At 34.7% G+C, this 26,058-nt stretch carries 30 protein-coding genes and 1 pseudogene; 22 read left to right on the top strand and 9 right to left on the bottom strand.

Going from position 1 to position 26,058, the window contains the following annotated elements:
* Window positions 1-411 precede the first annotated feature (411 nt).
* Complete coding sequence (locus AC1M36_RS02730; protein ID WP_034642114.1) at window positions 412-909, top strand: DinB family protein; 498 nt, start codon at window positions 412-414, stop codon at window positions 907-909.
* Between the two features lie 510 nt (window positions 910-1,419).
* Here AC1M36_RS02730 and AC1M36_RS02725 read toward each other — a convergent pair.
* Together AC1M36_RS02725 and AC1M36_RS02720 are read right to left on the bottom strand one after the other, a co-directional pair.
* Entirely contained in the window at window positions 1,420-1,884 is a 465-nt protein-coding gene (locus AC1M36_RS02725; protein WP_479845570.1) for a DMT family transporter, read from the bottom strand.
* Between the two features lie 14 nt (window positions 1,885-1,898).
* Window positions 1,899-2,321, bottom strand: a complete 423-nt coding sequence (locus AC1M36_RS02720; protein WP_479845569.1) for a DMT family transporter — start codon at window positions 2,319-2,321, stop codon at window positions 1,899-1,901.
* Between the two features lie 128 nt (window positions 2,322-2,449).
* Between AC1M36_RS02720 and AC1M36_RS02715 the strand changes: the two genes are divergently transcribed.
* From AC1M36_RS02715 to AC1M36_RS02700, 4 genes are all read left to right on the top strand, one after another.
* The gene (locus tag AC1M36_RS02715; protein WP_479845568.1) at window positions 2,450-3,142 is read left to right on the top strand and encodes a cyclic nucleotide-binding domain-containing protein; all 693 of its coding nucleotides are present in this window, start codon (window positions 2,450-2,452) and stop codon (window positions 3,140-3,142) included.
* Window positions 3,143-3,322: 180 nt separating this feature from the next.
* Window positions 3,323-4,375: a flavin-containing monooxygenase gene (locus AC1M36_RS02710; protein ID WP_336452402.1), complete on the top strand. Its 1,053-nt coding sequence runs from the start codon at window positions 3,323-3,325 to the stop codon at window positions 4,373-4,375.
* Between the two features lie 297 nt (window positions 4,376-4,672).
* Complete coding sequence (locus AC1M36_RS02705; protein ID WP_000666954.1) at window positions 4,673-4,921, top strand: hypothetical protein; 249 nt, start codon at window positions 4,673-4,675, stop codon at window positions 4,919-4,921.
* Window positions 4,922-4,971: 50 nt separating this feature from the next.
* Complete coding sequence (locus AC1M36_RS02700; RefSeq protein WP_336452401.1) at window positions 4,972-5,337, top strand: DUF4180 domain-containing protein; 366 nt, start codon at window positions 4,972-4,974, stop codon at window positions 5,335-5,337.
* 82 nt (window positions 5,338-5,419) lie between these two features.
* Here the strand turns inward: AC1M36_RS02700 and AC1M36_RS02695 are convergent, their stop codons facing one another.
* Together AC1M36_RS02695 and AC1M36_RS02690 are read right to left on the bottom strand one after the other, a co-directional pair.
* The gene (locus AC1M36_RS02695) at window positions 5,420-6,457 is read right to left on the bottom strand and encodes a serine hydrolase domain-containing protein (RefSeq protein ID WP_336452400.1); all 1,038 of its coding nucleotides are present in this window, start codon (window positions 6,455-6,457) and stop codon (window positions 5,420-5,422) included.
* 85 nt (window positions 6,458-6,542) lie between these two features.
* On the bottom strand, window positions 6,543-7,523 hold the full coding sequence (locus AC1M36_RS02690; protein ID WP_479845567.1) for a beta-ketoacyl-ACP synthase 3: 981 nt from the start codon (window positions 7,521-7,523) through the stop codon (window positions 6,543-6,545).
* A gap of 143 nt (window positions 7,524-7,666) precedes the next feature.
* Here AC1M36_RS02690 and AC1M36_RS02685 point away from each other — a divergent pair.
* Both AC1M36_RS02685 and AC1M36_RS02680 read left to right on the top strand, forming a co-directional pair.
* Window positions 7,667-8,341, top strand: a pseudogene (locus tag AC1M36_RS02685) (VOC family protein).
* 124 nt (window positions 8,342-8,465) lie between these two features.
* Window positions 8,466-8,747 (top strand): hypothetical protein, encoded by a 282-nt coding sequence (locus AC1M36_RS02680; RefSeq protein ID WP_336452398.1) that lies wholly within the window; start codon window positions 8,466-8,468, stop codon window positions 8,745-8,747.
* 108 nt (window positions 8,748-8,855) lie between these two features.
* Here AC1M36_RS02680 and AC1M36_RS02675 read toward each other — a convergent pair whose 3' ends face one another.
* Complete coding sequence (locus AC1M36_RS02675; protein ID WP_336452397.1) at window positions 8,856-9,146, bottom strand: DUF3784 domain-containing protein; 291 nt, start codon at window positions 9,144-9,146, stop codon at window positions 8,856-8,858.
* 22 nt (window positions 9,147-9,168) lie between these two features.
* Complete coding sequence (locus AC1M36_RS02670; protein WP_336452396.1) at window positions 9,169-10,041, bottom strand: LysR family transcriptional regulator; 873 nt, start codon at window positions 10,039-10,041, stop codon at window positions 9,169-9,171.
* 193 nt (window positions 10,042-10,234) lie between these two features.
* On the opposite strand from AC1M36_RS02670, the gene AC1M36_RS02665 reads away from it, so the two are divergent.
* The 9 genes from AC1M36_RS02665 to AC1M36_RS02625 all read left to right on the top strand — a co-directional run bounded on the left by AC1M36_RS02665 (window position 10,235) and on the right by AC1M36_RS02625 (window position 17,932).
* The gene (locus tag AC1M36_RS02665; protein ID WP_336452395.1) at window positions 10,235-10,963 is read left to right on the top strand and encodes a (Fe-S)-binding protein; all 729 of its coding nucleotides are present in this window, start codon (window positions 10,235-10,237) and stop codon (window positions 10,961-10,963) included.
* A complete protein-coding gene (locus AC1M36_RS02660) occupies window positions 10,960-12,372 on the top strand; it encodes a LutB/LldF family L-lactate oxidation iron-sulfur protein (RefSeq protein WP_479845566.1) in 1,413 nt (470 codons plus the stop codon). The genes AC1M36_RS02665 and AC1M36_RS02660 overlap by 4 nt, the downstream gene beginning before the upstream one ends.
* A 1-nt stretch (window position 12,373) precedes the next feature.
* Window positions 12,374-13,063 carry a LutC/YkgG family protein gene (locus tag AC1M36_RS02655; protein ID WP_336452393.1) on the top strand — a complete coding sequence of 230 codons (690 nt, stop codon included), beginning with the start codon at window positions 12,374-12,376 and terminating at the stop codon, window positions 13,061-13,063.
* Window positions 13,064-13,102: 39 nt separating this feature from the next.
* Window positions 13,103-14,452, top strand: coding sequence for an MFS transporter (locus AC1M36_RS02650; RefSeq protein ID WP_336452459.1), 1,350 nt, complete (start codon window positions 13,103-13,105; stop codon window positions 14,450-14,452).
* Window positions 14,453-14,804: 352 nt separating this feature from the next.
* Complete coding sequence (locus AC1M36_RS02645) at window positions 14,805-15,098, top strand: MazG nucleotide pyrophosphohydrolase domain-containing protein (RefSeq protein ID WP_431613172.1); 294 nt, start codon at window positions 14,805-14,807, stop codon at window positions 15,096-15,098.
* 140 nt (window positions 15,099-15,238) lie between these two features.
* A complete protein-coding gene (locus AC1M36_RS02640; protein WP_431613173.1) occupies window positions 15,239-15,910 on the top strand; it encodes a glycoside hydrolase family 25 protein in 672 nt (223 codons plus the stop codon).
* 680 nt (window positions 15,911-16,590) lie between these two features.
* Entirely contained in the window at window positions 16,591-17,148 is a 558-nt protein-coding gene (locus AC1M36_RS02635; protein WP_336452391.1) for a TetR/AcrR family transcriptional regulator, read from the top strand.
* 14 nt (window positions 17,149-17,162) lie between these two features.
* Entirely contained in the window at window positions 17,163-17,525 is a 363-nt protein-coding gene (locus AC1M36_RS02630; RefSeq protein ID WP_336452390.1) for a DMT family transporter, read from the top strand.
* Window positions 17,522-17,932: a DUF5360 family protein gene (locus tag AC1M36_RS02625; RefSeq protein WP_336452389.1), complete on the top strand. Its 411-nt coding sequence runs from the start codon at window positions 17,522-17,524 to the stop codon at window positions 17,930-17,932. The genes AC1M36_RS02630 and AC1M36_RS02625 overlap by 4 nt, the downstream gene beginning before the upstream one ends.
* Window positions 17,933-18,050: 118 nt before the next feature.
* Here AC1M36_RS02625 and AC1M36_RS02620 read toward each other — a convergent pair whose 3' ends face one another.
* Together AC1M36_RS02620 and AC1M36_RS02615 are read right to left on the bottom strand one after the other, a co-directional pair.
* Window positions 18,051-18,650, bottom strand: coding sequence for a hypothetical protein (locus AC1M36_RS02620; protein ID WP_431613174.1), 600 nt, complete (start codon window positions 18,648-18,650; stop codon window positions 18,051-18,053).
* A gap of 262 nt (window positions 18,651-18,912) precedes the next feature.
* A complete protein-coding gene (locus AC1M36_RS02615; protein WP_336452457.1) occupies window positions 18,913-19,236 on the bottom strand; it encodes a winged helix-turn-helix transcriptional regulator in 324 nt (107 codons plus the stop codon).
* Between the two features lie 130 nt (window positions 19,237-19,366).
* On the opposite strand from AC1M36_RS02615, the gene AC1M36_RS02610 reads away from it, so the two are divergent.
* From AC1M36_RS02610 to AC1M36_RS02600, 3 genes are all read left to right on the top strand, one after another.
* Window positions 19,367-19,897 carry an NAD(P)H-dependent oxidoreductase gene (locus tag AC1M36_RS02610; protein ID WP_336452387.1) on the top strand — a complete coding sequence of 177 codons (531 nt, stop codon included), beginning with the start codon at window positions 19,367-19,369 and terminating at the stop codon, window positions 19,895-19,897.
* Window positions 19,898-20,335: 438 nt separating this feature from the next.
* Window positions 20,336-20,788, top strand: coding sequence for an NUDIX hydrolase (locus AC1M36_RS02605; protein WP_336452386.1), 453 nt, complete (start codon window positions 20,336-20,338; stop codon window positions 20,786-20,788).
* Between the two features lie 282 nt (window positions 20,789-21,070).
* Window positions 21,071-21,586, top strand: a complete 516-nt coding sequence (locus AC1M36_RS02600) for a DinB family protein (RefSeq protein ID WP_336452385.1) — start codon at window positions 21,071-21,073, stop codon at window positions 21,584-21,586.
* A 218-nt stretch (window positions 21,587-21,804) separates the two neighbouring features.
* Here the strand turns inward: AC1M36_RS02600 and AC1M36_RS02595 are convergent, their stop codons facing one another.
* A complete protein-coding gene (locus AC1M36_RS02595; RefSeq protein ID WP_431613175.1) occupies window positions 21,805-22,449 on the bottom strand; it encodes a hypothetical protein in 645 nt (214 codons plus the stop codon).
* A gap of 595 nt (window positions 22,450-23,044) precedes the next feature.
* Here AC1M36_RS02595 and AC1M36_RS02590 point away from each other — a divergent pair.
* The 3 genes from AC1M36_RS02590 (at window position 23,045) to AC1M36_RS02580 (ending at window position 26,047) form a co-directional block, all read left to right on the top strand.
* The gene (locus AC1M36_RS02590; RefSeq protein WP_336452383.1) at window positions 23,045-24,553 is read left to right on the top strand and encodes a class I adenylate-forming enzyme family protein; all 1,509 of its coding nucleotides are present in this window, start codon (window positions 23,045-23,047) and stop codon (window positions 24,551-24,553) included.
* Between the two features lie 185 nt (window positions 24,554-24,738).
* Entirely contained in the window at window positions 24,739-25,287 is a 549-nt protein-coding gene (locus AC1M36_RS02585) for a GNAT family N-acetyltransferase (RefSeq protein WP_431613176.1), read from the top strand.
* Between the two features lie 37 nt (window positions 25,288-25,324).
* Entirely contained in the window at window positions 25,325-26,047 is a 723-nt protein-coding gene (locus tag AC1M36_RS02580) for an alpha/beta fold hydrolase (RefSeq protein ID WP_336452381.1), read from the top strand.
* Window positions 26,048-26,058: the final 11 nt, after the last annotated feature.

Below are 26,058 nucleotides of genomic sequence, written 5' to 3'. Positions count from 1 at the left end.
AATTAATATGGTGGCAACTAAGTTAAATCATTATTCCGAAATCGGGCCAGATTACGGAATAAAACGTAATTGGTATAGTGAATAGTTTGTGAAGTATTTTACTTAAACTAACGGGGCAGGTAAGTAGAGAAGGATAAAGAAGACTCATTAGGTTAACCCCTCTTCTTTGGCATTGAATGCTACTCATTTGAACCCGTATTCTGTACATTTTAAGTGACATTATTAATGGCATTCGTTGTTGCAGTAATACCGAGGGTTAGTATAGTATAAACAACTTTTTATCGATGTTTCTGTGGGGATATAGATGGGATTATTCTTTCTATTTTAGGACCGATTAATTATACTATAGTCGGATTTTTTCTTGTCTTTTAACTTTGAAAGATTACACTAAACAGTGAGGAGATTGGTTGTATGCAAGTTGTAACCAAAATGTTTTTAGAACAACTCGACATGCATTGTCATGAGAATGATTGGTTTGCATCTATGGATCAGGCGCTTCATGGAGTCAGCGCAGCTGAGGCAGCATGGACAAGTTCGGGAATCAGCAATTCGATTTGGCAGATTGTCAACCACTTGATATTTTGGAATGAAGATGTAATCCATCGAATCAAGGTAACAGAGAATCCGCATAAGGCAGAAGACAATGAAGAAACCTTTGGAAATCCGGGGGATCCAGAAGACGAAATTGGGTGGGCCCAGACAGTGCAGCGCCTCAATGAAGTCATGAATAAATTAAAAACGGTCATTGCGGACCTTGACGATGAAAAGTTAAAAGCTCCGTATGCAGCTAACAGGTACTCTATTGAGCGTTTACTCAGCAATATCATGATGCACGATACATATCATCTCGGCCAAATTGTTCTGTTGCGAAAGTTGCAATCCTCTTGGGGCGGCGTTGATTGGTCCTAAAGCACCATAATTCAGCGACATTCCTCGCCCAGTCGTAGAAGCAGTATTGAAGGTGTGAGACTCCTTTACATTCTCTATATGGTGAAGCGGGTGATTTTCCTGCTTTATGGATGGCTAAACGGGTGTGATAGTCAAATAAATTAGAACGTATTTGCAGAGAGATTTTTCGCATATTTCATTGTTTAACAGTCGGGCGCTTTTCTTAAATAAGAAGGCGTCTTTTTGCATGTACAACACAATAGGAATTGAGTTTAATGAGCCGTAAAAAAAGATTGTGAAGTCCTGTACTTAAAGTAAAGGGGTGCTTTTCTTCAATAAGCATATTCAACAATCGGGCGCGATTGTTGAATAAGAAAGAAGATTACATATTAGTCATATAAAATATGTAATCCCCTTTAATTTATTTATCTTTTTTTAATTTAGGTCTTGATAAACTCATCTCTCTCTGTTTTTTATCTTGCACTAACAGGTAATTATGCCCCAATGATTAAAGCATCACTCTATCTGTTGTTAGAGCTGCATCCTACTATTTTTCATAGGTTCATACGTCCTATCCAGTAGCAAATTATAAGTTAGGCCAAGTAACACTAAAAAGCCCCCGATTATTTTGCCGATAGACACATCACCTGAGTCGAAAAAATCAATTATAACTCCCATAAATAATTGCCCTACAAAAATCAATAACGTTAAATAGAAAGATGAGATTTTAGGAGTAATATAGTTTGATAACACAATTACAATAACACCTACTAAACCTCCTAAATACACTACAAACGGTATAGATTGTAATGTTACAGTTGATACGTAAAGAGATTCATTGCTAAAGAGTAAAAATAAAAAAGAAAAAAACAATCCCGTAATATAATTAAAAAATGTTCCTTGGAAAATTCCAATCTTTGCTGCTAAGTTAGCATTAATAATTCTTGCAACTACAATAGAGATTCCAGCGAGTATGGCGATGCAAATATATAACATAATTCTATCCTCCGTTAAAAAATAGTCATTACAACGATTCCTGAAGAAATCAGTAGTAATCCAAATATTTTTTTCTTTTCAAATTTCACGACTTTCATACCTAATAAGCCGAAATGATCGATAATAATAGAAGAAACGGATTGCCCGAGTAAACTTAATGCAATTGTGATAGAGACGCCAAGCGCTGTGAAGCTTATATTACTAAACAGTACAGTAAATACACCAATGGCTCCTGCGCTATAAAGATAAAGTGGTATCCCTTTTTGCATACGAAGCTTAGATTTACTAGCGAGTAAAACAATGACAATGGCAAATAACCCGACAATATGAATTAGTACACTAGACATATAGTTACCTGTTATTTCAGATAAGATCCCATTTAAAGGAATCATAATGGCAATAAGAGCACCTATAATAATGGAAAGTAAGTTATACAATGATGTTTCCCCCTTATAAATTTATATGTAATGTATCATGATTAAATCGTGAGCTACTATGACATATGTCATAGTGAAAGGAAGAAATTTTCTTTATAATGAAAATGAGTTATAAGGGTGGGGGATGTATGAAGAAAATATGTAATTCATATAAGTTAGATGAGTTTGTGAAGCAGAATAATATTGAATCGTTTTTTAGCAATGACATGAAATCATATATGGAATTATTACTCTTTAAAAAGAATGAACATATTTGCAAGGAGAATGAAGATATTCACTATCTGTATTTCTTTGTTGAAGGAAAAGCAAAGGCTTATAATACATTAAGTAACGGGAAGTCTGTATTGTTATGTTTTTATGATAGCTTGCAAGTATTGGGGGATGTAGAGTTAATTCACTCCCAAAAAACAGCTTCAAATGTACAAGTGATGGTGGATTCTTATTGCATTGGAATCCCTTTAGAAAAGGTGAGAGAAAGGTTACTTCAGGATGCAACTTTTTTACGGTATATTTGTGGTTCCTTATCTCATAAGTTAAATAGACTTTCTAAAAATAGCACAATTAATTTACTATATCCTCTGGAGAATAGACTAGCAAGTTACATTCTTGCAACTGGAGAAAGCTTTTCTCATAATGAACAAAAAATTATATTTAATGGGAATTTAACGGAGACGTCGGAATTGCTAGGAACAAGTTATAGGCATTTATTGCGAACATTAAATACCCTTTGTGATAAAAGTGTAATAAGAAAGAATAAGGGGTATTTTGAAGTGATAAATTTAGATTTTTTAAAAGAGCTTGGGGCGGATGTTTATAAATAAAAAAGAGACACTTGATGATGAAGAAATTTCTTAATTATTAGGTGTCTCTTTTTTGTGTATAATTCAATTATAAATGGTGTTATTTCCCTTGATTTGTAAAAAGTATATGATGAAATTAAACATATGAACATATGAGCAAATATTTATATGTTATGTAAGATGAAATGAGGGAATAAAAAAATGTTAGATGTAATTATAGTAGGAGCTGGTCAAGCAGGTTTAGCTATGGGGTATTATTTGCAAAAAGGAAACTATAACTTTGTTTTATTAGATGGAGAAGAGAGAACTGGCGATTCGTGGAGAAAGCGATACGATTCTTTACAATTGTTTACACCAAGGGCATATAGTGCACTGCCGGGTATGAAATTAGCTGGAAAGCAAGATGGATTTCCAACTAAAGATGAAATTGCCAATTATTTAGAAGCGTATACGAAACAGTTTTCCATACCAGTGAGGTTAAATATGAATGTTTCAAAAATAAGAAAGCAGGGGAAAGGGTTTGAAGTATATACCCCTAAAGAAATTTTACAATCTAAACGAGTTATTATTGCATCAGGTGCTTTTCAGAGACCTTTCATTCCCTCCGTTTCTCAAAACCTTTCAAATGATATCTTTCAAATTCATTCTTCACAATATCAATCACCAAAGCAAATTCCAGAGGGATCAGTTCTTGTAGTAGGAGGGGGGAATTCTGGTACACAAATCGCAGTAGAAATTGCACAGTCTCGTGACGTTACAATTGCAGTGAGCCATCCTCTTACATTTTTTCCGCTACAAATAATGGGGAAAAGTATTTTTGCTTGGATTGAAAAAATAGGCCTATTATATGCTGGAACTGATACAAGGCGGGGAAGGTGGTTTCAGAATCGGAAAGATCCTATATTTGGTTTTGAATGCAAGGAGCTCATCCGTAATGGGGGGATAACAGTAAAACCAAAAGTCATAAGTACATTACAGGATAAAGTAGTTTTTTCAGATAGTAGTACATGCCATATTCAGAATATAGTATGGTCCACAGGGTTCATACCAAATTATGAGTGGATTGAAGTGAAAGGAGCATTGAATCAAGCAGGACTACCGATTCATACTAGGGGGATAAGTGGGGTGCAAGGGTTATACTATATTGGATTACCTTGGCAGCATCAAAGAGGGTCCGCGCTTCTTTGCGGGGTGGGACGAGATGCAGAATTTGTATTTTCAATAATTGAAAGGGAAGGGGAGGAACTTTCATAAACAAAAAAAAGGATCGGTAACAAATTGTACCGATCAAAATATATGTACATCAATTAGGAGAGGTCAAACTTGATTACATTTATTATATCGTATTCTGACAATTCCGAAAACAAAAAATTGATCTCTATATGTTGAGAAAGTTTTTTATACCGAAATATATGGAGAGTTAAGAGTACTTTAGAGAATAAGATGTATTCTTTTGGAGTGATATGTGATAGATTTATAGCAAATATATATTTGGTTAATTATGTAAAAAGGTTTCTGTAGTATATCTATGAATAAAGCGAGGGATACAATGTGAAATTTGATGATCGGCGTTTACTGGGAGTTCGATTAGGTTCCTTACTTATAACAGAAGAAAATCAATATTTAGTAATAAAGAAAAAAGAACATTATTCTTTATTAAACATTGACAGTTTAGAGTGTACACCTCTTGAAGTATCACTTGAGCACCTTGAGGAAATGCTTTATGAGGACTTTCAAGAAAGTATAAAAGAGATTATTGCGCCTGAGCACTTGAAAATCGTAGCTAAAAATATTATATAAAGAAAAAATCGGAATGGTAATTTGATAGAAAATGTTAGGTGGGGATATGAATGAAAATACGTGTTCATGAAAAAGAAAATTCTAAAGTTGCTATTATAGAAAGTACTGATATCGTAATAGAGGATGTACAAGGGGCATTAGACTTAATGGCATCCATCAATTATGAGCATGATTGCCAAAAAATATTGATTCACAAAATAAATATTACAGAGGAATTTTTCAACTTAAGAACTCGTCTAGCGGGTGAAATATTGCAAAAATATATGAACTATGGAGTGAAATTGGCTATTGTTGGGGACTTTAGTGTATATAATAGTAAAAGTCTAGCGGATTTTATATATGAATGCAATAAAGGAAAGGCAGTATTCTTTTTAACAGATGAAGAATCAGCTTTGAATGCTCTGCACGCTGTGTAGTATTAGATCTTGCTATACTTGTCAGAATGAAAAAAGCTAGTCTTTTGCTAGCTTTTTTATTATAATCTTTTCACCAAATTTTTTATAGTCCTAATAAGTTAACAATCTCTCCAATCATTCCTTCATTTTGATGAACACCTAAATCTGAATTCGTCATAATGACAGCGCCAGTACCTCTATAAGGATATGCAACCATCATGCATTGAAATCCAACGCCCCAGCCAAGTGACGAAATTTCTATTTCTTCATTTGGGTTGTCCAGAAATACACCTAATCCAGTCCACCTTGAACAACCTTGTGGAGAAATCATTTCTTCTGTTATTTTTGAGGAAAGACCGAGTTTACTATTGCCTTGTAAAGACTGGATGATTTCTATTACTAAAGCGGCTAAATCAGTTGGAGTTGACCAAACTCCTGCAGCAGCTGAATATGGATAAGATGGATACTTTCCATCTACCACATGTCCGTTTCTATCGTGACCACAAGCGAAACGATTATTAGTGATCGTTTGCTTAGGAAAGTCTAGTGTACTATTATTCATATGTAAAGGTTTAAATATGAATTTTTGTAATAATAGATCAAAAGGTTCTCCAGTAACGTCTTCTATGAGTTGTTCTATAATACAAAATCCAGCATCTGAATAGTGAAAGATACTTTCTGGTTCATGTTGAATTTCAATTGGGACTGGGCAATAAGATGTGTGACCTTGAAGAATTTGAAGAATGGTAGGGTTACCTTTTGCAGAATGATATATATCAAAGCTTTCAGGTGGATCTATAATTCCTGATTGATGACTTAATAGATTTCGTAATGTAATTCTTTTATCAAAAGTAAATTGATTTTCAGGAACTTTCCATGAGGTAAGCCTATTATTTACATCATCATCTAAATCTAGTATTCCTTGGTCTGTTAATTTCAATACGAGCATCGCTGTAAGGAATTTACTTATGGAACAAGCGTTGAAAATAGAATTTATGTTCACTTCTCTAGCTGTCCCCGATTCTAGTGAGCCAAAGCTTTCAATGTGTTCTAATTTTCCGTCACGAATCATAGCTAAGCTTAGTCCAGTTACAGAATATTCCTTCATTCTTTCATATATATGTAATGTTCCTAGTGCCATATGATTACTCTCCTTTTTAGTATTACGTCCATTATACAATATAAGGAATAGAAAAGGCTGATGTAATAAGACATCAGCCTTTCTGTTATATATTCCATTTTAAAATGAGTCCCGCATGTACAAGTCCTCCGCCAAATCCGTATAAAAGTAAAGTATCACCATTCTTGATTTTTCCATCCTTTAATCCGATATCAAGTGCTAACGGAATGGAAGCAGCCGAAGTGTTTCCACAATATTGTAGACTCATGAGTGTGTTATCGAGAGAAATGCCAGTTCGTTCACAAATGGATTTAATCATTCTTAAATTAACGCTATGCGGAATAAACCAATCAACATCTGTTACATCTAAATGATTTTTTTCTAGTAATTGTTGTACGCCTTGCGGAACTGTGTTTACAGCCCATTTGTAAACCGCTTGTCCGTTTTGCACAAGGTAAGGGGTGTCTTGTAATGGAGTTCCATTCATGGTTTTGGATAAGGCAGTTTGGTATAAGTTGATTCCGCCAGAACCTTTTGATCCCATATGAGTTCCTAAAAAACTAGGGTTGTTTTCATCGTATTCTACAAGAGCTGCACCAGCGCCGTCTCCGAATAGGATGCAAGTAGTGCGGTCGCTATAATCTGTGATTTTTGAAAGAGTTTCAGCGCCAATCACAAGTATCTTTTTGTTAGTACCTGAAGTAATGAGACCGTTGGCAACAATTAATCCATATACAAATCCAGCGCAAGCTGCACTTAGATCAATTGCGCCTGTATGAGGTATTTCAAAATGAGCCTGAACTTGACTAGCGGTATTGGGAAACATGTAATCTGGTGTAGCAGTTGCGACAATAATTAAATCAACATCATCAATAGAAACATGAAATCGATCGATTAAGTTTTGGACAGCCCTGATACATAAAGTTGTAGAGAATTCGTCAGGGGAAGTGATTCTACGCTCATGCATACCAGTTCGCTGTACAATCCATTCATCTGTCGTTTCAACAAAATTTGATAAATCTTCATTTGATAGAACTTTCTCGGGTACATAAGTCCCAACAGCTGTAATTCGTGCTTTTGATTTCATATCAATACCTCCTATTTTATTACTAAGTTTTAATACTTGGTTCTAATTATAATTTAATTTTCTTATTAATTCAATTATTTGTAAAATTAAGTTATTAATTATATGATTTGAATATAGAATTAGAATAGAAGGAGGAGTTTATGATGTTGATAAATAAAGTGATTCTAAACATTCAAGCATTAGAAGAAATGCAAGAATTCTATTTACATACATTGGGTTTTCAGTTATTACATAGTAGTGAAGTGAGTTTTAGCATTCAAGTAGGAGAGAGTGAATTAGAATTTCGAAAAAGTAATTCGAATACCAAACCTTTTTATCATTTTGCTTTCAATATTCCGTCCAATCAGTTTTCTGAAGCGAAAGAATGGGCAAAAAAGAAGGTCGTTTTAAATATAGAAGATGGAGAGGATGAAGTATATTTTTCACGATTGAATGCACATTCGTTCTATTTTATGGATCCTTCAGGGAATATTGTAGAGTTTATCTCTAGGCATACTATATATCCAGAAAGTAATGAGCCTTTTTCGGTTCATTCTATATTGAATGTAAGTGAAATGAGTATGACGACAGATCAAGTTCTCGCAGTAGGGAACCAATTGATAGAATATGGGATTCCAGTAAGAGACGGAGAAGCGTTACGTGATGGTTTTCAGTTTATGGGAGAAAAAGGAGTCTACTTATTATTAGGACCATCGGGGCGTCGGTAGTTTTTTTCGGATGTAGATGCAGAAGTGCATCCGTTAATGATAGAGATTGATCATGAAAAACAAATTGAGATAAATAGACAAGGAGTATGTAACATATCTATTAGGACATAAAGGTTTTAGGGAAATGCTCTCCTTCGTATGAATATAATAACGATATTATGAAAAATACATTTTATGGTAAAATTTGAATTGAGAGGATTGATACGGAATACATAGATGATAAGGAGATGAGCATATGGATTTTTTGATGATACTCCCAATAGTTGTTTTTGGTATCATTTATATTGGGGAAAAGATAAAAAGTATGGAAAAAAGAACAGACGCTAGACTAAAGCGTATAGAAACTAGATTAGAGTTAATCGTAAAACAAATGGGAATTAGAGAGGTAGAGCCTGAAATTAACCATGAACTAAGGCAGCTTGTGAGAGATGGAAAAACAATCGCAGCGATTAAGAAAGCGCGAGAAGCATTTGGTTATTCATTGCTTGAAGCGAAGGAATATGTGGATGCTTTATAACCGTATAAACAGAGTCATAACTTAATATGCCATTATACTTAAGTGAATGGGAATCAGAAAAAAGATAAGCATATGCAAATTTGCTTATCTTTTTTCTTTTTAGAAGCATTAGTGAACCATTCTCGTATTTACGTAAGCGGCCAATACAACATGTCCAACGATAATAATAGGAACAATAATTTGTGTATTTGGTGTAGTGAAGACGCTACCAATTGTTGCAACGACGCCTGCACTTAAATTGTAAAGTCCAACTATGTTTGCTAGTTTATGTTTATCTTGTACACGCTTTTCGTTAAACCCAGATAAGAGCCATGTATACTGTTTAACGCCTATAAAGTAAGATAATGCGAAAGAGATCATAGCAATGATACATAATGATGGAGAAGCAAAGAGGGCCATGGTTTCACCTCCAAAATTATTCTTAGGTACATTCTATAAATCGTCTAGCACTGTTAGAGAGTTTCCGATCTTTCAACCAAATTATCGATGATTCAGATTGAAACGGAAAATCTATTAAATCTACTATCCTGATAAATTCTTGCGGGATATAAGATACGGCACTTTTTGGTAGAATCGAGGCTCCGATTCCCGCCATGACAAGCATAAGTACGAATGCAGAATCAGGACATTCACACGCTATATTTAATTTTATACCACGGCGATTGCATTCATCAATGACGAGTTGATGATAGCTATCTTCTTTATCTTTATGTACTAGTAAAAGAGGGATATGATGAAGTTTGTCTACGGAGATTGGAAGTTGTGAGTGATGTAGTTCCCATTTAGCGGGCGCGACTAATACGAACGGCTCTTTTGATAAGCGAATGCTTGAAAAAATCTCCTTATTAAAAGGGGTACGCAAGACCGCGAACTCGATATTCCGATTTGTTAGATGTTCTGTTAAGTATAAAGGGCCTCCTTCCCATATTTTTAAGTTCACATTCGGATAGTTTTTTTGAAAATAACGGATTTTTTCAGATAGAAAAGGAATGCAAGAATGAAATGCTCCAATAGATAGATTGCCCCTTAACCCCTCACCAGTATCTTTAATCTCTGTAATGGTTTCCTCTAATTGTCCGATAATACTTTTCGCTTTTATATATAAGATTTTACCTTCTTCCGTTAAATGCATGTTTCGGCCGCTTCTTTCAAATAGGTTTACTGATAATTCTTGTTCTAGTAATGATAGTTGTCTGCTTAAAGGTGGTTGTGCCATATGCAGTCGATGAGCGGCACGCGTAAGCTGCCTTTCTTCCGCAATTGCAATAAAATATCGAAGTTGTCTTATATCCATCTTTAATCCTCTTTCTATACCTTTTTTGTATACAAAAACAACCTTATAAATAGTTTTTATATAATAAGTCACATGATATCATAAATGAAAGGTTTTAAATATAGAAAATTCTAAAAATTTAAAATATAAAAGTGATTTTTGGTAGATTCATAACTGAAAAGTATATGATCACGTTTCGAGGAGGAAATTGTTTATGAAAGTTTCGTTATTTATTACGTGTTTATCAGATATTTTTTTTCCTCAAGTAGGTAAGAGTGTTGTGGAAATTATGGAGCAATGTGGAGTAGAAGTAGATTTTCCTGAAGGTCAGACTTGCTGCGGTCAACCTGCTTATAATAGTGGATACCAAAAAGAAGCAAAGCTAGCAGCAAAGCAAATGATACAAGCATTTGCGCATAGTGAATATATTGTCACTCCTTCTGGATCTTGTGCTAGCATGGTTCATCATTATTATAAAGAGCTGTTAAAGGAGGATCGTGAATGGTATGAAAAAGCAGTGCATTTAGCAAATAGGACGTATGAATTAACGGATTTCTTAATGAACGTACTTGGAAAAAATGATTTGAATTCTAGTCTAGATAGGACAGCAGTTTTCCACCAATCTTGTCATATGAGCCGCGGACTTGGGATAAAAGACGAACCGCTAGAGCTGCTTTCACAAGTAAAAGGGCTAGATGTAAAAGAATTACGATACTGTCAAGATTGCTGCGGGTTTGGTGGAACTTTTGCGGTGAAAATGAGTTCGATTTCCGAAACGATGGTTGATGAAAAAATAAAATATATTGAGGAGGCAGAAGCTGATCTCTTAATTGGAGCTGATATGGGGTGTCTTATGAATATTGGCGGGCGACTTAGGAGGGAAAATAAAGAGATTCAAGTGTTACATATAGCAGAAGTACTGGCGAAGGGGCTGGAGAAATGAATGTAGTGCAGGGGCTAGAATTTTTGGGAAGAGTAGATAAAGCATTGCACGATTCGCAAATGAGAAGTGCAGTTCCGTTTACACAAGACAGGCTTCGGGTAGGGAGAGAACAAGCTACATCTGAATTAGGGAATATTGACGAATGGCGTGAAGCAGCATCTGAAATCCGGATGCATACGATCGAAAATTTAGATAGTTATTTAGAACAGTTAGCTACGAATGTTCGGAAAAATGGGGGACATGTTCATTTTGCTTTGAAAGCAGAAGATGTAGTATCGTATGTTTCTGAAATTGCAAGAAAAAGAGGGGCAAAATCGGTGATTAAATCGAAGTCCATGGTTTCGGAAGAAATACATCTCAATAAAAATTTAGAAAAGATAGGATTAAAAGTGGTAGAGTCCGATCTTGGAGAATATATCATTCAATTAGCTGGAGAAGCTCCATCACATTTAATTGCTCCAGTTATTCATAAGACGAAAGAACAAGTAGCGGAGCTTTTTTCTAAGGAAGCTGGTAGGGAAATTCCAGTTGATACAGATCAACTACTACAATTTGCTAGGAATAAGTTGCGTAAAGAGTTTTTAGAAGCTGATATTGGTATTTCTGGTTGTAACTTTGCTGTTGCGGAATCTGGATCTGTTGTTCTCGTCAGTAATGAAGGAAATGCTCGCCTTACGACTACATTGCCAAAAGTTCATATCGCAATTATGGGGATGGAGCGTCTTGTCCCGACATGGAAAGACCTTGATATTGTCGTTTCTATGTTAACAAGAAGTGCAACGGGTCAAAAAATCACATCGTATGTGACTGGAATTAATGGACCGCGTTTACATGAAGATATCGATGGCCCTGAAGAATTTCATTTAATTATTCTAGATAATGGCCGTTCTGATATTTTAGGAACCGCTTACCAAGAAGTACTCAAGTGTATTCGCTGCGGAGCGTGTGTAAATGTTTGTCCTGTATACCGCAATATCGGGGGACATGCGTACGGAAGTGTGTATAGCGGACCAATTGGGGCAGTATTAGCGCCTTTATTAGAAGGATATGAAGAATTAAAAGAATTGCCGTTTGCATCGAGTTTGTGCGGGGCATGTACGGATGTTTGTCCGGTGAAAATCCCATTACACGACCTTCTCATTGAGCATCGTAAAGATGAGGTGGAACAAGGATTTATAACAAAAACTGAGCAACTGGCTTTTAAAAGTTTCGCGTTTATGGCGAGTCATCCATTTGTTTATAATAAAGCTGTTAAAATGGCTCACGCCGGATTATCGATATTTGCAAAAGATGGTTATATCGCGAATGGTCCAGGTCCATTAAAAGGGTGGACAGAAAGTAGAGATTTTCCAACCCCTGCGAAGCAATCATTCCGGGATTGGTGGAAAAAAGAAAAGAGGGATTCATAACATGACAAATGTACAAGAATCTTTTTTATACAATATTGCACGTAAACTAGGGCGAAACCGTCGCTCCGGGGTAATTCCTCCCAAGTGGAATAAAGATCCACTTAGGCACTTTCCTAAAGAGATAGATCACGAAAGTTTAGTAGAGCAGTTTATTACAAACTTGAATGCATTGCATACAGAAGTAAGTCACATATACCGTTCAGAAATAGAGAAGGCACTTCAGTATGTTGTGGGAAAATTTGATGTTCAATCGGCGGTGTATTGGGATGATGACAGATTACATCAGCTTGAAATAGTAGAGCATTTAACGAGAAATTTCGTTTCTCATCGAATTTGGCAGAGTAAAGAAGATGAACGGGAACTACGAGACTATGTAGCTCAGGCTGATATGGGAATTACATATGCAGAAATGGGGTTAGCTGAGACTGGAACGGTTGTTTTATGGAATGGCGGTGGGCGTGGCCGTTTAGTTAGTGTTTTGCCGCCAGTTTATGTGGCAATTCTTTCAGAACAAACAATTTATAGGCGTTTAACAGAAGGAGTGGCTGCAGTACATGAACATGTTCCAAATGGACTCCCTGCTTGTATTAACTTTATCACTGGACCAAGTAGGACGGGTGATATTGAAATGGAATTAGCTTTTGGAGTTCATGGCCCTGGTAAGGTTCATGTCATTTTATTAAAAGATTAGAGAGAAAATAGTAGTATACGAGGGGGAGTGGGGATTTTGATGAAGAACAAATTCCGCTATTATGTTTTTGCGATGCTCACGTTAATTACGATGGTGAATTATATTGATCGCGGAGCTATCGCTTATGCACAGTCTTTCATTATAAAAGAATATGGGTTTGATCCGAAAGAATGGGGAGCGATATTAGGGTATTTTGGTTACGGTTACATGATTGGTTCTTTATTAGGAGGGATTTTTTCGGATAAAAAAGGACCAAAATTTGTATGGATTGTAGCAGCAACGACTTGGTCTATTTTTGAAATTGCGACCGCTTTTGCTGGAGAAATAGGAATGGCTATTTTTGGAGGATCTGCTTTAGCGGGATTTGCACTGTTCCGCGTTTTATTTGGATTCACAGAAGGGCCATCTTTCGCGGTTTCGAATAAGACAGCAGCAAACTGGGCAGCGCCAAAAGAAAGAGCTTTTCTAACATCCCTTGGTTTTGTTGGTGTTCCGTTAGGCGCAGTATTAACTGCACCTGTGGCGGTTCTGTTACTCTCTTTTACAAGCTGGAAAATGATGTTTTTTATCCTTGGTGTAATTGGAATTGTATGGGCGATTATTTGGTATTTTACTTTTACCAATATGCCTGAGGATCACCCGCGAGTAACGAAAGAAGAACTAGCTGAAATACGAAGTGCTGAAGGCGTACTTCAATCGGTAAAAGTAGAGAAAGGAATCAAAAAAGAGCCATGGTATTCCTTTTTTAAAGTGCCAACATTTGTTTTGGTTACATTAGCATATTTTTGTTTCCAGTATATTAATTTCTTAATCTTAACTTGGACACCGAAATATCTACAAGATGTATTCCATTTTCAATTATCTTCTCTTTGGTATCTTGGAATGGTTCCTTGGCTTGGCGCTTGTATTACTTTACCGCTAGGTGCGAAGTTATCTGATCGTATTCTACATAAAACAGGAAACCTCCGTTTAGCTCGAACAGGATTGCCGATTATTGCTTTGTTCCTTACAGCGGTTTGCTTCAGTTTCATTCCAATGATGAATAATTATGTTGCAGTATTAGCACTCATGTCACTTGGAAATGCATTTGCTTTCTTGCCAAGTTCATTATTTTGGGCAATCATTGTTGACACAGCTCCTGTTCAAGCCGGAACGTATAGCGGAATTATGCATTTCATCGCGAATATCGCGACAATCTTAGCCCCGACTTTAACGGGATACTTAGTTGTAAGCTACGGCTATCCTTCTATGTTTATTGTAGCTGCAGTATTGGCCGCTATAGCAATGGGAGCGATGTGGTTTGTAAAACCAGGGCAGCAAACTAGGCCTGAAAGTTTGTTTAAGAGGAGGAATAAGGAGAGATTGGAGGAACCGCGTACGAACATTTAAAATCATTTTTGTGGAAAACGAGTTGTATGTAAACTCGTTTTTTCATTTGTCTAAAATAAATGATTTTTATAGTAAAATATGAGTTAGGTGGGAAAAATTGAAAAAAGGTTATGGAAGAACAGTTAAGAAAAAATTCGCAGTTAAATCGAGAAAGTGCACAGGATATTTTGTCGAATAGTAAAGAGCATATCTGTTTGAATCTGAAAAAATATAATTTTGGGACATTATATTCAGTTGTATATGAGTTAAATAGCTTGAAAATACATCGTGCAGAAGGGCAGCCGAATTGTTGTAAATATAAAAAAGATAAGAGATTGATAGAGGAAATTTATAAAAAAAGAGGGGATATAAAGTGAATCTTTCCGAATTTCAGCAATATGTATCAAGCTTCAGTAAAGAAAAAGGATTTCAGAATACAACAATTGAAATACGTACAATGTATTTAATGGCGGAGTTAGGGGAACTAACAGAGGCGATTATAAAGCGAAGTGATGATAAGGATACCAAAAGAGAAATAGGTTTAGAAATGTTCGATGTCATTTGGAATGTATGTGATTTAGCGAATAAATTAGAAATTGATTTGGAGGAAGCGTTTCAGGAAAAGATGGAAATCAATAGAGAGAGAGTATGGTTAAAGGAAGATTAACAAAGAATGTGGATGGTATTTTGTGTAAAGTCAAATAAGTATGGGAGGGATTATATATAAAAGATTCATATAGAGGTTCGAAAAGAAAGTTAATTTTGATTGTTTTCAGTTCAATAATTGGTGTAGTAGCTATAGTTGCTATGTTAATACTTCAAGGAATATGGATACCGAATTATTTCAATGCAAATAAATTTTCAGTGAAAGGTGTAGATGTAGCGTCATATCAAGGGGAAGTAGATTGGAGAGAAGTAGAAGAACAAGGAATCAAGTTTGCTTTTATAAAGGCAACAGAAGGAAGCTCTTTTGTAGATCAATATTTTTCAGAAAACTGGAATCATGCTAGTAGGACAAATATGCGTATTGGTGCGTATCACTTTTTTAGTTTTGATAGTAAAGGTGGCTCGCAAGCTGAGCATTATATACGAACTGTACCAAAAACTGAACAAGCATTACCACCAGTAATTGATGTAGAATTTTACGGTAATAAAAAAGCAAATCCTCCTAAGCGTGAAGATGTTGCAAGAGAACTAACGATGATGATACAAATATTAGAAAAGCATTATCAAAAACGGGTTATATTGTATGCCACGCCAGAGGCATATGATTTATATATAAAGGATAATTATCTTGAATGTGATATATGGATACGGAGTGTTTTGACAAAGCCGAGCTTGTCAGATGATAGAACATGGACGTTTTGGCAATATAGTAATAGAGGTAGGCTAAAAGGATATAGTGGAAAAGAAAAGTTTATTGATTTAAATGTGTTTCGTGGTACTGTAGAAGAATTTGAAAAGTATGGTATGAAGTAGATTCTAATACGTTATACGGGGCAGAATATAAATGAAAGGCTAAAGATATCGAAAGAAGTGTAGCTGAGTATGTTACATATATGATTTGAAAATATCTCAATTCTTTTATTGGAATCGGGATATTTTTATCCCGCTACTTTAGGGCAGTAATACTCCCACTTCAAAATTCGGCGGGAGTAAAGTCCAGCTCTAGCAGCTAGAATCTCCGGTCGTTTCACTCCCTCGGACGAGGCAAAAAGCGCCTCTCTGTCGGGGGTTCCAACGTCCTGCGATTCTGAGCGAGCCGCTTCCGCTTTTCTAAAGAAGTTAGGTGGGAGTATTACTGCCCGTAAAGGCCCGATTGGTGAGGGCTAATAATCAGTGGGGAATGAAGAAAACCCTCACTGATTAAAGTTTCACTTTATTTGGAAATAAATTTTATCAAGTTTAATCTTCAGTAAAATTGAAGTTGTCAGAAAAAACTATACGTGTGACAATTGTGGCGTGAAAATGGATCGAGAGTGGTAAGCAATAATTTTTATATAAAAGTTAAAAACGCTCAAGGCTTATGCCTTGAGCGTTTTCATTCATTAGATGGAAAAGAGCTTGTGAAATGATAGTTGTTCATATGTGTTAAATATTGTAAGATGATATTGGTACTAATAAAAACAGATAAGTACCAAAGGTTTAGGAGGGGGATTATGAAACAAAGAATCATAACAGAAACAATGTATCAAATTCAAACGAAGGGGTTTACATTTACAATTAGTGACTTAGCAAAACAGCTAGCTGTGAGTAAGAGGACAATCTATGAGCACTTCTCTTCAAAGGATGAAATCGTAGATGAAGTTATTCGTAGTGTAATAGAAAGTATTCAAGAAAAGGAAAAAGATATCGCAGATGATGAAACGTTACAAACAGTTGAAAAAATAAGACGCATTTTAATTTGTATTCCACAACAATTTAAACTCATGGATGCACGGTTATTAGTAGAACTAAAAAAATATCATTATAATCAATGGCGGAAATTAGATCAGTTTTTACGTGAAGGTTGGTCTACTGTAATTCGGTTAATAGAAGAGGGAATGAGAGAAGGGAGTATTAGACAAATTCAAATTCCATTTTTTATTGAATTATATTTAGGAGCACTGAATCGCATATATGATCCTATGTTTATGGAAAAGAGTGATTATACATTGGGGAGTATGCTTGAATCTATTATGGACATGTTGCTATACGGAATTTCTAATTCAAAATAGAAGGTGGGAGAGTAATGCAGTGGATTTATTTATGCTTAGCAATTTTATTTGAAGTAGCGGGTACAACTGCGATGAAACTATCTGATGGATTAACGAAACTTATCCCAAGTATTCTTATTTTTGTATTTTATGTAGTAAGCTTTTCATTTTTGTCATTTGCATTAAAGGGACTGGAGGTATCAGTTGCATATGCAATTTGGTCAGGTATGGGAATTGTAACGATTACAATTATTGGTTTCTTTTATTTTGGAGAAAGTATCAATGTGATTAAAATACTAGCGATGTTTTTTATTTTAATTGGAGTCGTGATCTTAAATTTTAGTAGTACGGCACATGAAGAGAAGAAAAAAGAAGTAGTGGAGGAACGTATACGTTGAATCGTTTAAAATATTTTTTCCTTATTACTGATATTGGATTTATTATATATTGGTTCATAACAATTTTTCATATGATTCCACAAGAATATTTGTTTAAAGATTATCAAAATCCTATTTTAGTAGCATGGAACTGGTCATTTCTACCATTGGATTTATTCATCTCGCTGACGGGATTATTAAGTTTATATTTGTATGCTAAACAAAAGCATACTTGGAGTCATTTTGCGTTCTTATCATTAATTTTAACTTTTTGTTCAGGTTTACAAGCTCTAGCATTTTGGACAATCCGTTTAGATTTCGATATTTCCTGGTGGATTCCTAATCTGTATTTATTACTTTATCCATGTTTTTTCTTAAAAGGTATTTGGAGAGAATGTGGATGGTATGGGGCTAAAAAAGTGGGATAATCGCTCTGTTTCTCAGTGCAAAAACATTCTAAAAAAATCACTATTCTCTCATTTCTTCTAAATCGATGAGAGAATAGTGATTTTTCAATTTCTTCACCTAGTCAATTGAAATCTACCATTACTTCTTGATTTCAATTGCTGAAGCCTTATCGTTCCAATCCGCAGCTAGATTCGCAGTTTTACCATACCAATCAGAGTGTCTAAATAAGACGCCTTTGCCATATCCTTGAGTTGAAGTATGCTCCCACAGTGTCGTTGAATAGCTTGCAGAAGGTGACGCCGTACTTACGGAGGAAATTCTGTCATTCCAGCTAGAAGGTAAGTTTTTAAACCCGCTACTCCAATAAATATATTGTCCACCTTTATTTTTATGTTCATAGAAATCAGTACTACCAGCACCACTACCTAGGGGCTGTATTTTGTTTTTTAGTCTTTGTTTATCTTTTTCAATGAAAGCATCCAAGGTTTCTTTGCTTGTAAAACCATATGCTAACCAATCTCCGTTTTTATTTTGTTTAGGTAGAACCATCGTTATTTTTATGTCTTCGTTAGATGGGGTATTCACTGTTGCTAGAGAATCTACATTCTCTCCATCTACAGTTACATAGTCGAACGATTTAATCGTATAATCTTTTTCTGCATTTGCTGATACTGTTCCCAGCCCTCCAGTTAATGCAAAACTTGCTGCTAATACTCCTACTGCTAACTTCTTAAACATACCAACATCCCCTTTTTGCTTAGATTTTTCTTGCAACTAAAATGTATATCGTTTTTGTAGTATTGTAAATATTCTGAAGTTTTATAAATAAAAAAACGGAATATTCTTTGTTTTCCATTTAATTTTTAGAAAAACATAAATTATTGAGAGTGTAGGGAGTTTCAAGCAATTTATTTTTGGAGAGTAAAAGTTAAAAGAACTTGGTGATATGCCAAGTTCTTTCTTGTATTTAAATTAGATTTATAACATTTGCTGTGCTAACTCAATTAGTTGTTTTCTTGATTTGATGATCTTTTCCCCATTCACACATTTCATTCATAATTTGAATTAAAGATTTTCCGTATTCACTTATTGTGTACTCGACCCTTGGTGGAACTTCTTGATATACAGTTCGATGGATAATCCCATCAGCTTCAAGTTGCCGTAATTGTTGCGTCAGAACTTTTTGTGTAATCTCTGGGATAGCACGTTTCAGTTCGTGTGTCCGCTTCTCTCCATTCATTAGAATGCATAAAATACTACTCTTCCATTTTCCTCCGATGACTTCAAGGGTAGTAGCGATAGGGAAGTTTTGATTCTGATTTATCTTCATATTACACCTCCATAGGTACTTTGAGGTTCCTATAGCACCTGAAAGTACGTACTTTTCAATTATATGTAACTAATACATACTAATACTAAAGGATTTCATTTATTTATAAGGGGGAAAATAATTGATGAAAACACTTGTAATTGTAGCACATCCAGATATTGAAAAATCAAGAATTAATAAAAGATGGATAAAAGAACTGGAGAAATATTCTGATGAGATAACGGTTCATCAATTGTATAAAACGGCTCCTAATTGGGAATTCGATATTGAGCATGAACAAAGGCTATTATTAGAACACGATCGCTACATATTTCAGTTTCCATTCTATTGGTATAGTTCACCACCATTATTAAAAAAATGGTTTGATGATGTACTCACATACGGTTTCGCGTATGGTTCTACAGGAGATAAAGTGCGTAATAAAGAATTTGGATTGGCGATTTCTATAGGGGGATTAGAAACGCAGTATAAGGATGGGTTTACAATGAAAGAACTAACAAAACCATTCCAGGCAACTTGTCTATATACAGGGATGAAATTCATACCAACATTTACGTTGTATGGAGCTGAGTACGAACTAAAGGATGAAGATATCGAAAGAAGTGCAGCTGATTATGTTAAATATATTATGAATAAAAGTAATCTTTATATATGATTTGAAAATATCCCGATTCCTTTTAAGGTATTGGGATATTTTTTATGTAATGTATTAGTTTGAAATAAAGTTTGAGCAAAATGGATTTTGTTTGTCTGGATGAACATTTCACTTTATAAAAAAGTTTGCTTAAAACGTAAGTAGAAGCCTCGCTTTTATGTAATGTATATTATATTTTAAATCGTGTACTCACATACTGAAAAAATAGATACTCCTATCTGTTTTAAATATATATTCTTCATAATCGCATGCATAATAATCTCCTGTTGGAATGTTCAATTAAAAGGCCAGTTATAATGAGATAATAAAGTTGTTTAAAAAATAATAAAATTATTTAAAAACAAATAAAGGTGTTATAAAGTATAGAAATGGTACTTGGGGTATTTGTATCGTATACTTCTATAAATAAAGAATAAATTTAAGTGTGGGGCTGATTAAGTGTTTAAATATAACGTATGTTTCTTAAAAAATAAGGATAAAGTCTTGATGTTGAATCGTGAAAAGGCACCGATTATGGGAGTGTGGAACGGTGTTGGTGGTAAAAATGAAGTAGGTGAAACTGCTGATGAGGGTGCAATTCGTGAAGTGTTTGAGGAAACAGGATTCAAGGTAAATCAGTATTATTCAAAGGGTATCATTACATGGGATACTAGTGATCGTAAAAAAGATGGATTATATGTGTATTTATTTGAAATAGATACAGTATTAGATAGTGAATCTATGAAAAAAACAAGAGAAGGTATTCTCGATTGGAAGCACATTGGTTGGATACTGAATCCCTCTAATTTAGGGATTGCTGAAATGGTAAAGGAATATTTACCGGTTCTATTAGAAAAAGCAAGTGATTATTCATTCGAATATAAAGATGATGTGTTAACACTTGTAAAATAAAAGTTTTTACATAAAGATTTCATAATTAAACATCTTTATTATCTATTTTTGAGGGGAAACTTAAATAGATTGATTTACATTTAAAGAAACTTAAAGAGTCTTGCTACATGTGAATTGTAATAAAGTTCTTATTTTTCTATTCAAAATTAAACACCTTTATTCTCTCTATACACCAGTTTGTAGAGGATTTTAACAGTTTTGTTTAGAGGTATTATTTAAATAAGGATTGTGAAGTCTTTTGGTGAATATTAAATGTTAATCTAAAAGATGGAGGTTGTTGTGATGTTGAAACTGTTTCAATATAACTGGCAAGTTCGTGATGATTGGTTTACATTGTGCGAAGACATACCGGATGATGAACTATTAAAGAAACGGGTCGGTGGGTTTGGTAGTATCCTACATACCTTATTTCACATTGTAGATGTGGAATATATGTGGATCTTAGGTTTGCGAGGTGAACCAGTGCCTGAGGAGCCATTGTTTGAAGATTATGCTAGCTTACAAAAAGTGAAAAATCTTTCAGCTCAATACCACGAGAAAGTGAAGCCCTTTGTGACATCTTGGACAAATGAAATGGATTCTCGGAAACTTTCAGAAACTGATTTCAATGAAGAACCGATTAGCTCTAGAGACGCACCAATCAGGCGCCGAGTCATTGAATGTACACACGGAGAGATCATACGTCATGTCATTGTCCACGAAATCCACCATATCGGCCAGTTATCTATATGGGCACGTGAAATAGGAAAAGAGCCTGTTTCCGCAAATCTGAGAGGAAGAGGGCTATTCGATAATTAGACTGCCTTTGTCAATTTCACAATCGGGCGCTTTAATGGCACAAGGATCAAGAAATGATCAAACTTATTTATAAACGAATGGTTTAATTGAATATATGTAAAGCGTGTTTTGATCAATCTTTTTTTCAAAACACGCTTTTTCTATTTACTATTTTATCAAGGTTTATAGAGTTAATTTAATTAAACTTTATTCCAAAGCTACAACTAGTCACTTTTGTATTAACAATTATGCGTAACTTCTAGCTCATTATTGGCATATATTGTTCCGTAAGTAGCACAAAGTAACATACCATCACAAATCTCGCTACTTACTTGAAAGTTTATGTTATCTTCATATGTATCTATGCTATCAGCTCTAATTGTATCTACAAGTTTTTTAAAATCAAGAACTGGTAAATATTTCGCTATCATTTCATAGCTTGATAAATTATCTGCATTATTATCTGCATTATATTCCTGAATTTCTTTGTAAATTGGACTTAGACTATACGGATCATGTTTTAATTGTCCATTTTCATCTTCGAATTTTTTTATTTCTTCTTTAACTATATAATTTGGATAATCTTCACTGCCTTCATCTTCATCACCAAATTCCCAAAATGGATATTCTATGTCACATAAGTGCGTTATAATCCACATCAGAAATTGCTCATTTATAAAACCTACATTTGCTTCTAGCTCCTTAAATCTATTACCATAATATTTTGTAGCTTTTTCTATCTTCTCTTCTTGAGACATATCATCTGTCGCCCCTGTTATGTCACATTCATCTAGATCTATAAAAATGCTATCGAACTTACTTAAAACGCCTAAATCAACTGTTTCACTCCAGTAGGCTTCACCATCTATACCGATTTTTATCATAACATCCTCCATTCTGCGGCTATCGCCTCAAACTCACGTTTTTCCATGACGTTCTCTAAAGATTTGTTATTAAGCTACTAGAATTTAATAACTGTCCAATTCAGTGTAGCCTATTCAAATCAACCATATCAAGTCTTTGAATCCTGTTAGAAGGGAAATAAAGAGCTATATTTATATAAGTAACTTTAGAGAGATAAAAATTTCATTTTGGCGATACTTCAAAATTTTAGCTTAATGGGCATGGCGGGCTATCCCTGTTTTTTTATAAATACGAGCAGTGACCATTTAAGGTGTTTCCAGCCATAATCGGACTGGAGCTAGAATTATTTCCTAGTCCTCTTATAAGTGGATACAGGCTTTACTTGCATAAATTCTTAAAAATTTTCAAATAACTTTCTAATAAAAATCTCTATCAATAGGCATAAAAAAGACCTCAGTTTTCACGAGTCATTTTTTATGTACGTCAATGTTCTAAAAAATCGTGACTGTATTTCAAAGCTACATTATAAATAAAATTTATCAAGTTTAATCTTTAGTAAATTAATAGTTAATGTAGTAAAATAAAAATCTAAAAAATGAAAAAGGGGCGTTTTTCTTGAGTACGATGCAACAACTTTTACAAAAAAGAGCAAAACAATCAGCCGATGTAGAGGCGCTTGTTGGAGGAGGAAAAAGGTATTCATTTAAAGAGTATAATGAACGAGTAAATCAATTGGCACACTTCTTATTAGAATTAGGTATTCAAAAGGGAGACCGTATAGGAATTTTGTGTAAGAATAATCATCCATTTCCAACAATTATGATGGCAAGTTTGAAAATTGGTGCGATACTGATCCCATTTAATCATCAGCTTACTTCTTATGAATTAGAAACGATTATACAAGAAGCAAAATTAAAAATGTTATTCTATGATACTGAGTTTAAAGCAGTATTATCTAAAATTGATGCAGTAAAAGAGATTCTAATGACAATAGAGACTGGACACCAGATGGATGTGGCACCGTCATTTGAACGATTGTTACAAAAACAATCCAAAAATGAACCAGCTGTAACTGTTCATGAAGATGATGATGCCATCTTCTTATTCACTTCTGGAACAACAGGGAATGCGAAAGCATGTGTAATTGGTCACAGAAATTTATATAATTATTTTACTGAAGTAGCAGGTCAAAGCGAAATTCCAGCAGGACAGCGTTTCCTTTCTGTACATCCGCTTTTTCATATGAGTGGCGTTCTTTCTGTATTAAATTGTATTTATCATGGTGTTACGATGGTTTTCCTTTCTGATTCAGATCCTGCACTTATTTGGGATACAATTGAGAAAGAGAATATTACAACGATGCTCGCATTCCCAGCTGTATATAGTTATATGCTGGATGAATTAAATAAAAAAGAACGTGATATCTCTTCTTTCAAGATAGCGCAAAGTGGTGGAACAAAAGTATCTGAGAGCATTATACAGCGCTATGCGGAAAAAGGAATTTATATGGTCCAAGGATACGGAAGTACAGAAGGATGGGTTGTTAGCTCTTGGCGGCCAGACATGGGGAAAGAGAAAATGTCTTCAGTAGGAAAGCCAATTAAAAACGTGGAAGTGAAAATTATTCATCCTGATACAGGTGAAGAATTACCAAAGAAAGAAGTTGGGGAAATTCTTGTAAGAAGTCCATATATGTTTAAAGGCTATTGGAATAATGAAAAGGCGACCAAAAAAGTTTTAAAAGATAGCTGGTTTTATATGGGAGATGCCGGCATGATAGATGAAGAGGGTTTCTTATATATAATGGGACGATATAAAGATGTTATTGTACACGGCGGCGATAATGTATATCCGGATCAAGTAGAAGAAGTAATCCATGAAATAAATGGTGTATTGGAAGTTGCTGTAGTTGGAATTCCAGATGACTTTTGGGGAGAAATTCCAAAAGCTTATATCGTCACAGATATTCACACATCTTTAACAGCAGAAGAGGTTATTCAGTACTGTAAACAAAAATTAGCAAGCTACAAAATACCGCAAGTAGTGTTTGTTAAAAGTTTACCGAAAAATGCGTTAGGTAAAGTATTGAAGAGAGAGTTGAAAAGTGATGTTTTAATAAGCTGAAAATAAAAAGTCCAGTTATGTTTTGTGCATAACTGGACTTTTGTTTATTTCGATATCGTATTGGTTTACTAAATTTTGTAATTCTATTAAAATAATAAAGAAAATTCTAATGATAAAAAATATTTCTTCGGAAATAGAATTTAGAGAATTGAATATGAAAGAAGAGATAAACATTAAGAAAGTCATTGTTACAAGTAGAGACGGAACGACTTATCCTTCGTCCTTTTCGAGAAGAGGATTATATAAGCTGGTATGAAGGATTTCATAATCGGTCGGCATCTCAGTATAAGTATGATGATGGTTATCAAGATATGGCGTATGCAACAAAAGAATGGTTTGTCGAATGGATACAAGGGTTTCTGGAAGCAGCGGAACGAGATGAAATGTATGTGTTAGGAATTTTTCGTAAAGAAGATGGTGCAAATGTTGGTAAGATTGAATTGATTACAATTTTAAGAATGGATTATCAATGGGCGATGATGGGATATTCGATTCATAATCAGTACTGGAAAATGGGTTATGGGGTAGAAAGTGTACAGGCCGCTATGGACCTATTCTTTGATCATCTTAAATTCCACCGCATTGAACTACACATAAACATTGATAATGAGCCATCGATTCGTCTGGCGGAAAGAGCAGGATTTGATTTTGAATGCACGAGAAAAGCATTTTCTTTTGAAAATGATGAGTGGACTGATTTTCTTATTTATTATAAAAATCAGATGGGTGGATAAAGGAATTTGTAAAGTCATATAGAATGGGGAGATAAATTTGGAAGAACAGTTTATAGAGACAAGTGAATGCCACTTATGGACAGTAAAACAAGGACAAGGAATTCCGGTCTTACTCATAAGCGGTGGACCAGGTTGTGCCGATTATTTAGAACCAGTCGCTAGTTTGATAGACGATATATGTGAAGTAATTCGGTTCGATCCTAGAGGATGTGGGCGTTCTGAGTTCGATGGTATAGGATACGGTGTAAAAGAATGTATAGAAGATATAGAAAGAATACGAGAATATTACAAAATTGAAAAGTGGATCGTTATGGGGCATTCGTGGGGAGCTGATTTAGCTCTTGCGTATGCAATATTACAGCCTAATTCACTGTTAGGATTTGTCTCAATTTCAGGAACTGGAATTCAAAATGATTGGGATTGGAAAACAGCATATAAAAAAGGATTGGAAGAACGAGGAGAGATATGTCCAAATTCGGTTTATTCCTATAATAAGGATGTACACCGCTCTTTAATAAATTCTTGGAGAAATTTTATTAAACAACCAAATTTATTAAAAGAGATTTCACGAATTGACATACCGTCTCTATTTATACATGGCCAAAGAGATATACGACCATCTTGGCCTATTTTACAAATTGCATCCATTATAAACGGAGCCCAAGCTATTGAAATAGCAGAAGCTGAACATTATATTTGGTTGCAGAAAGAAAATAGTCTTAGGGAAGTTTTGCGACAGTATGTAAACAAATCCTTTTAGGAGGAACTGCA

The organism is Bacillus sp. Medicinal_06, from assembly GCF_056711665.1.
The sequence above is the reverse complement of the archived record's forward strand: the minus strand, read 5'-3'. Positions and strand labels throughout refer to the sequence as shown.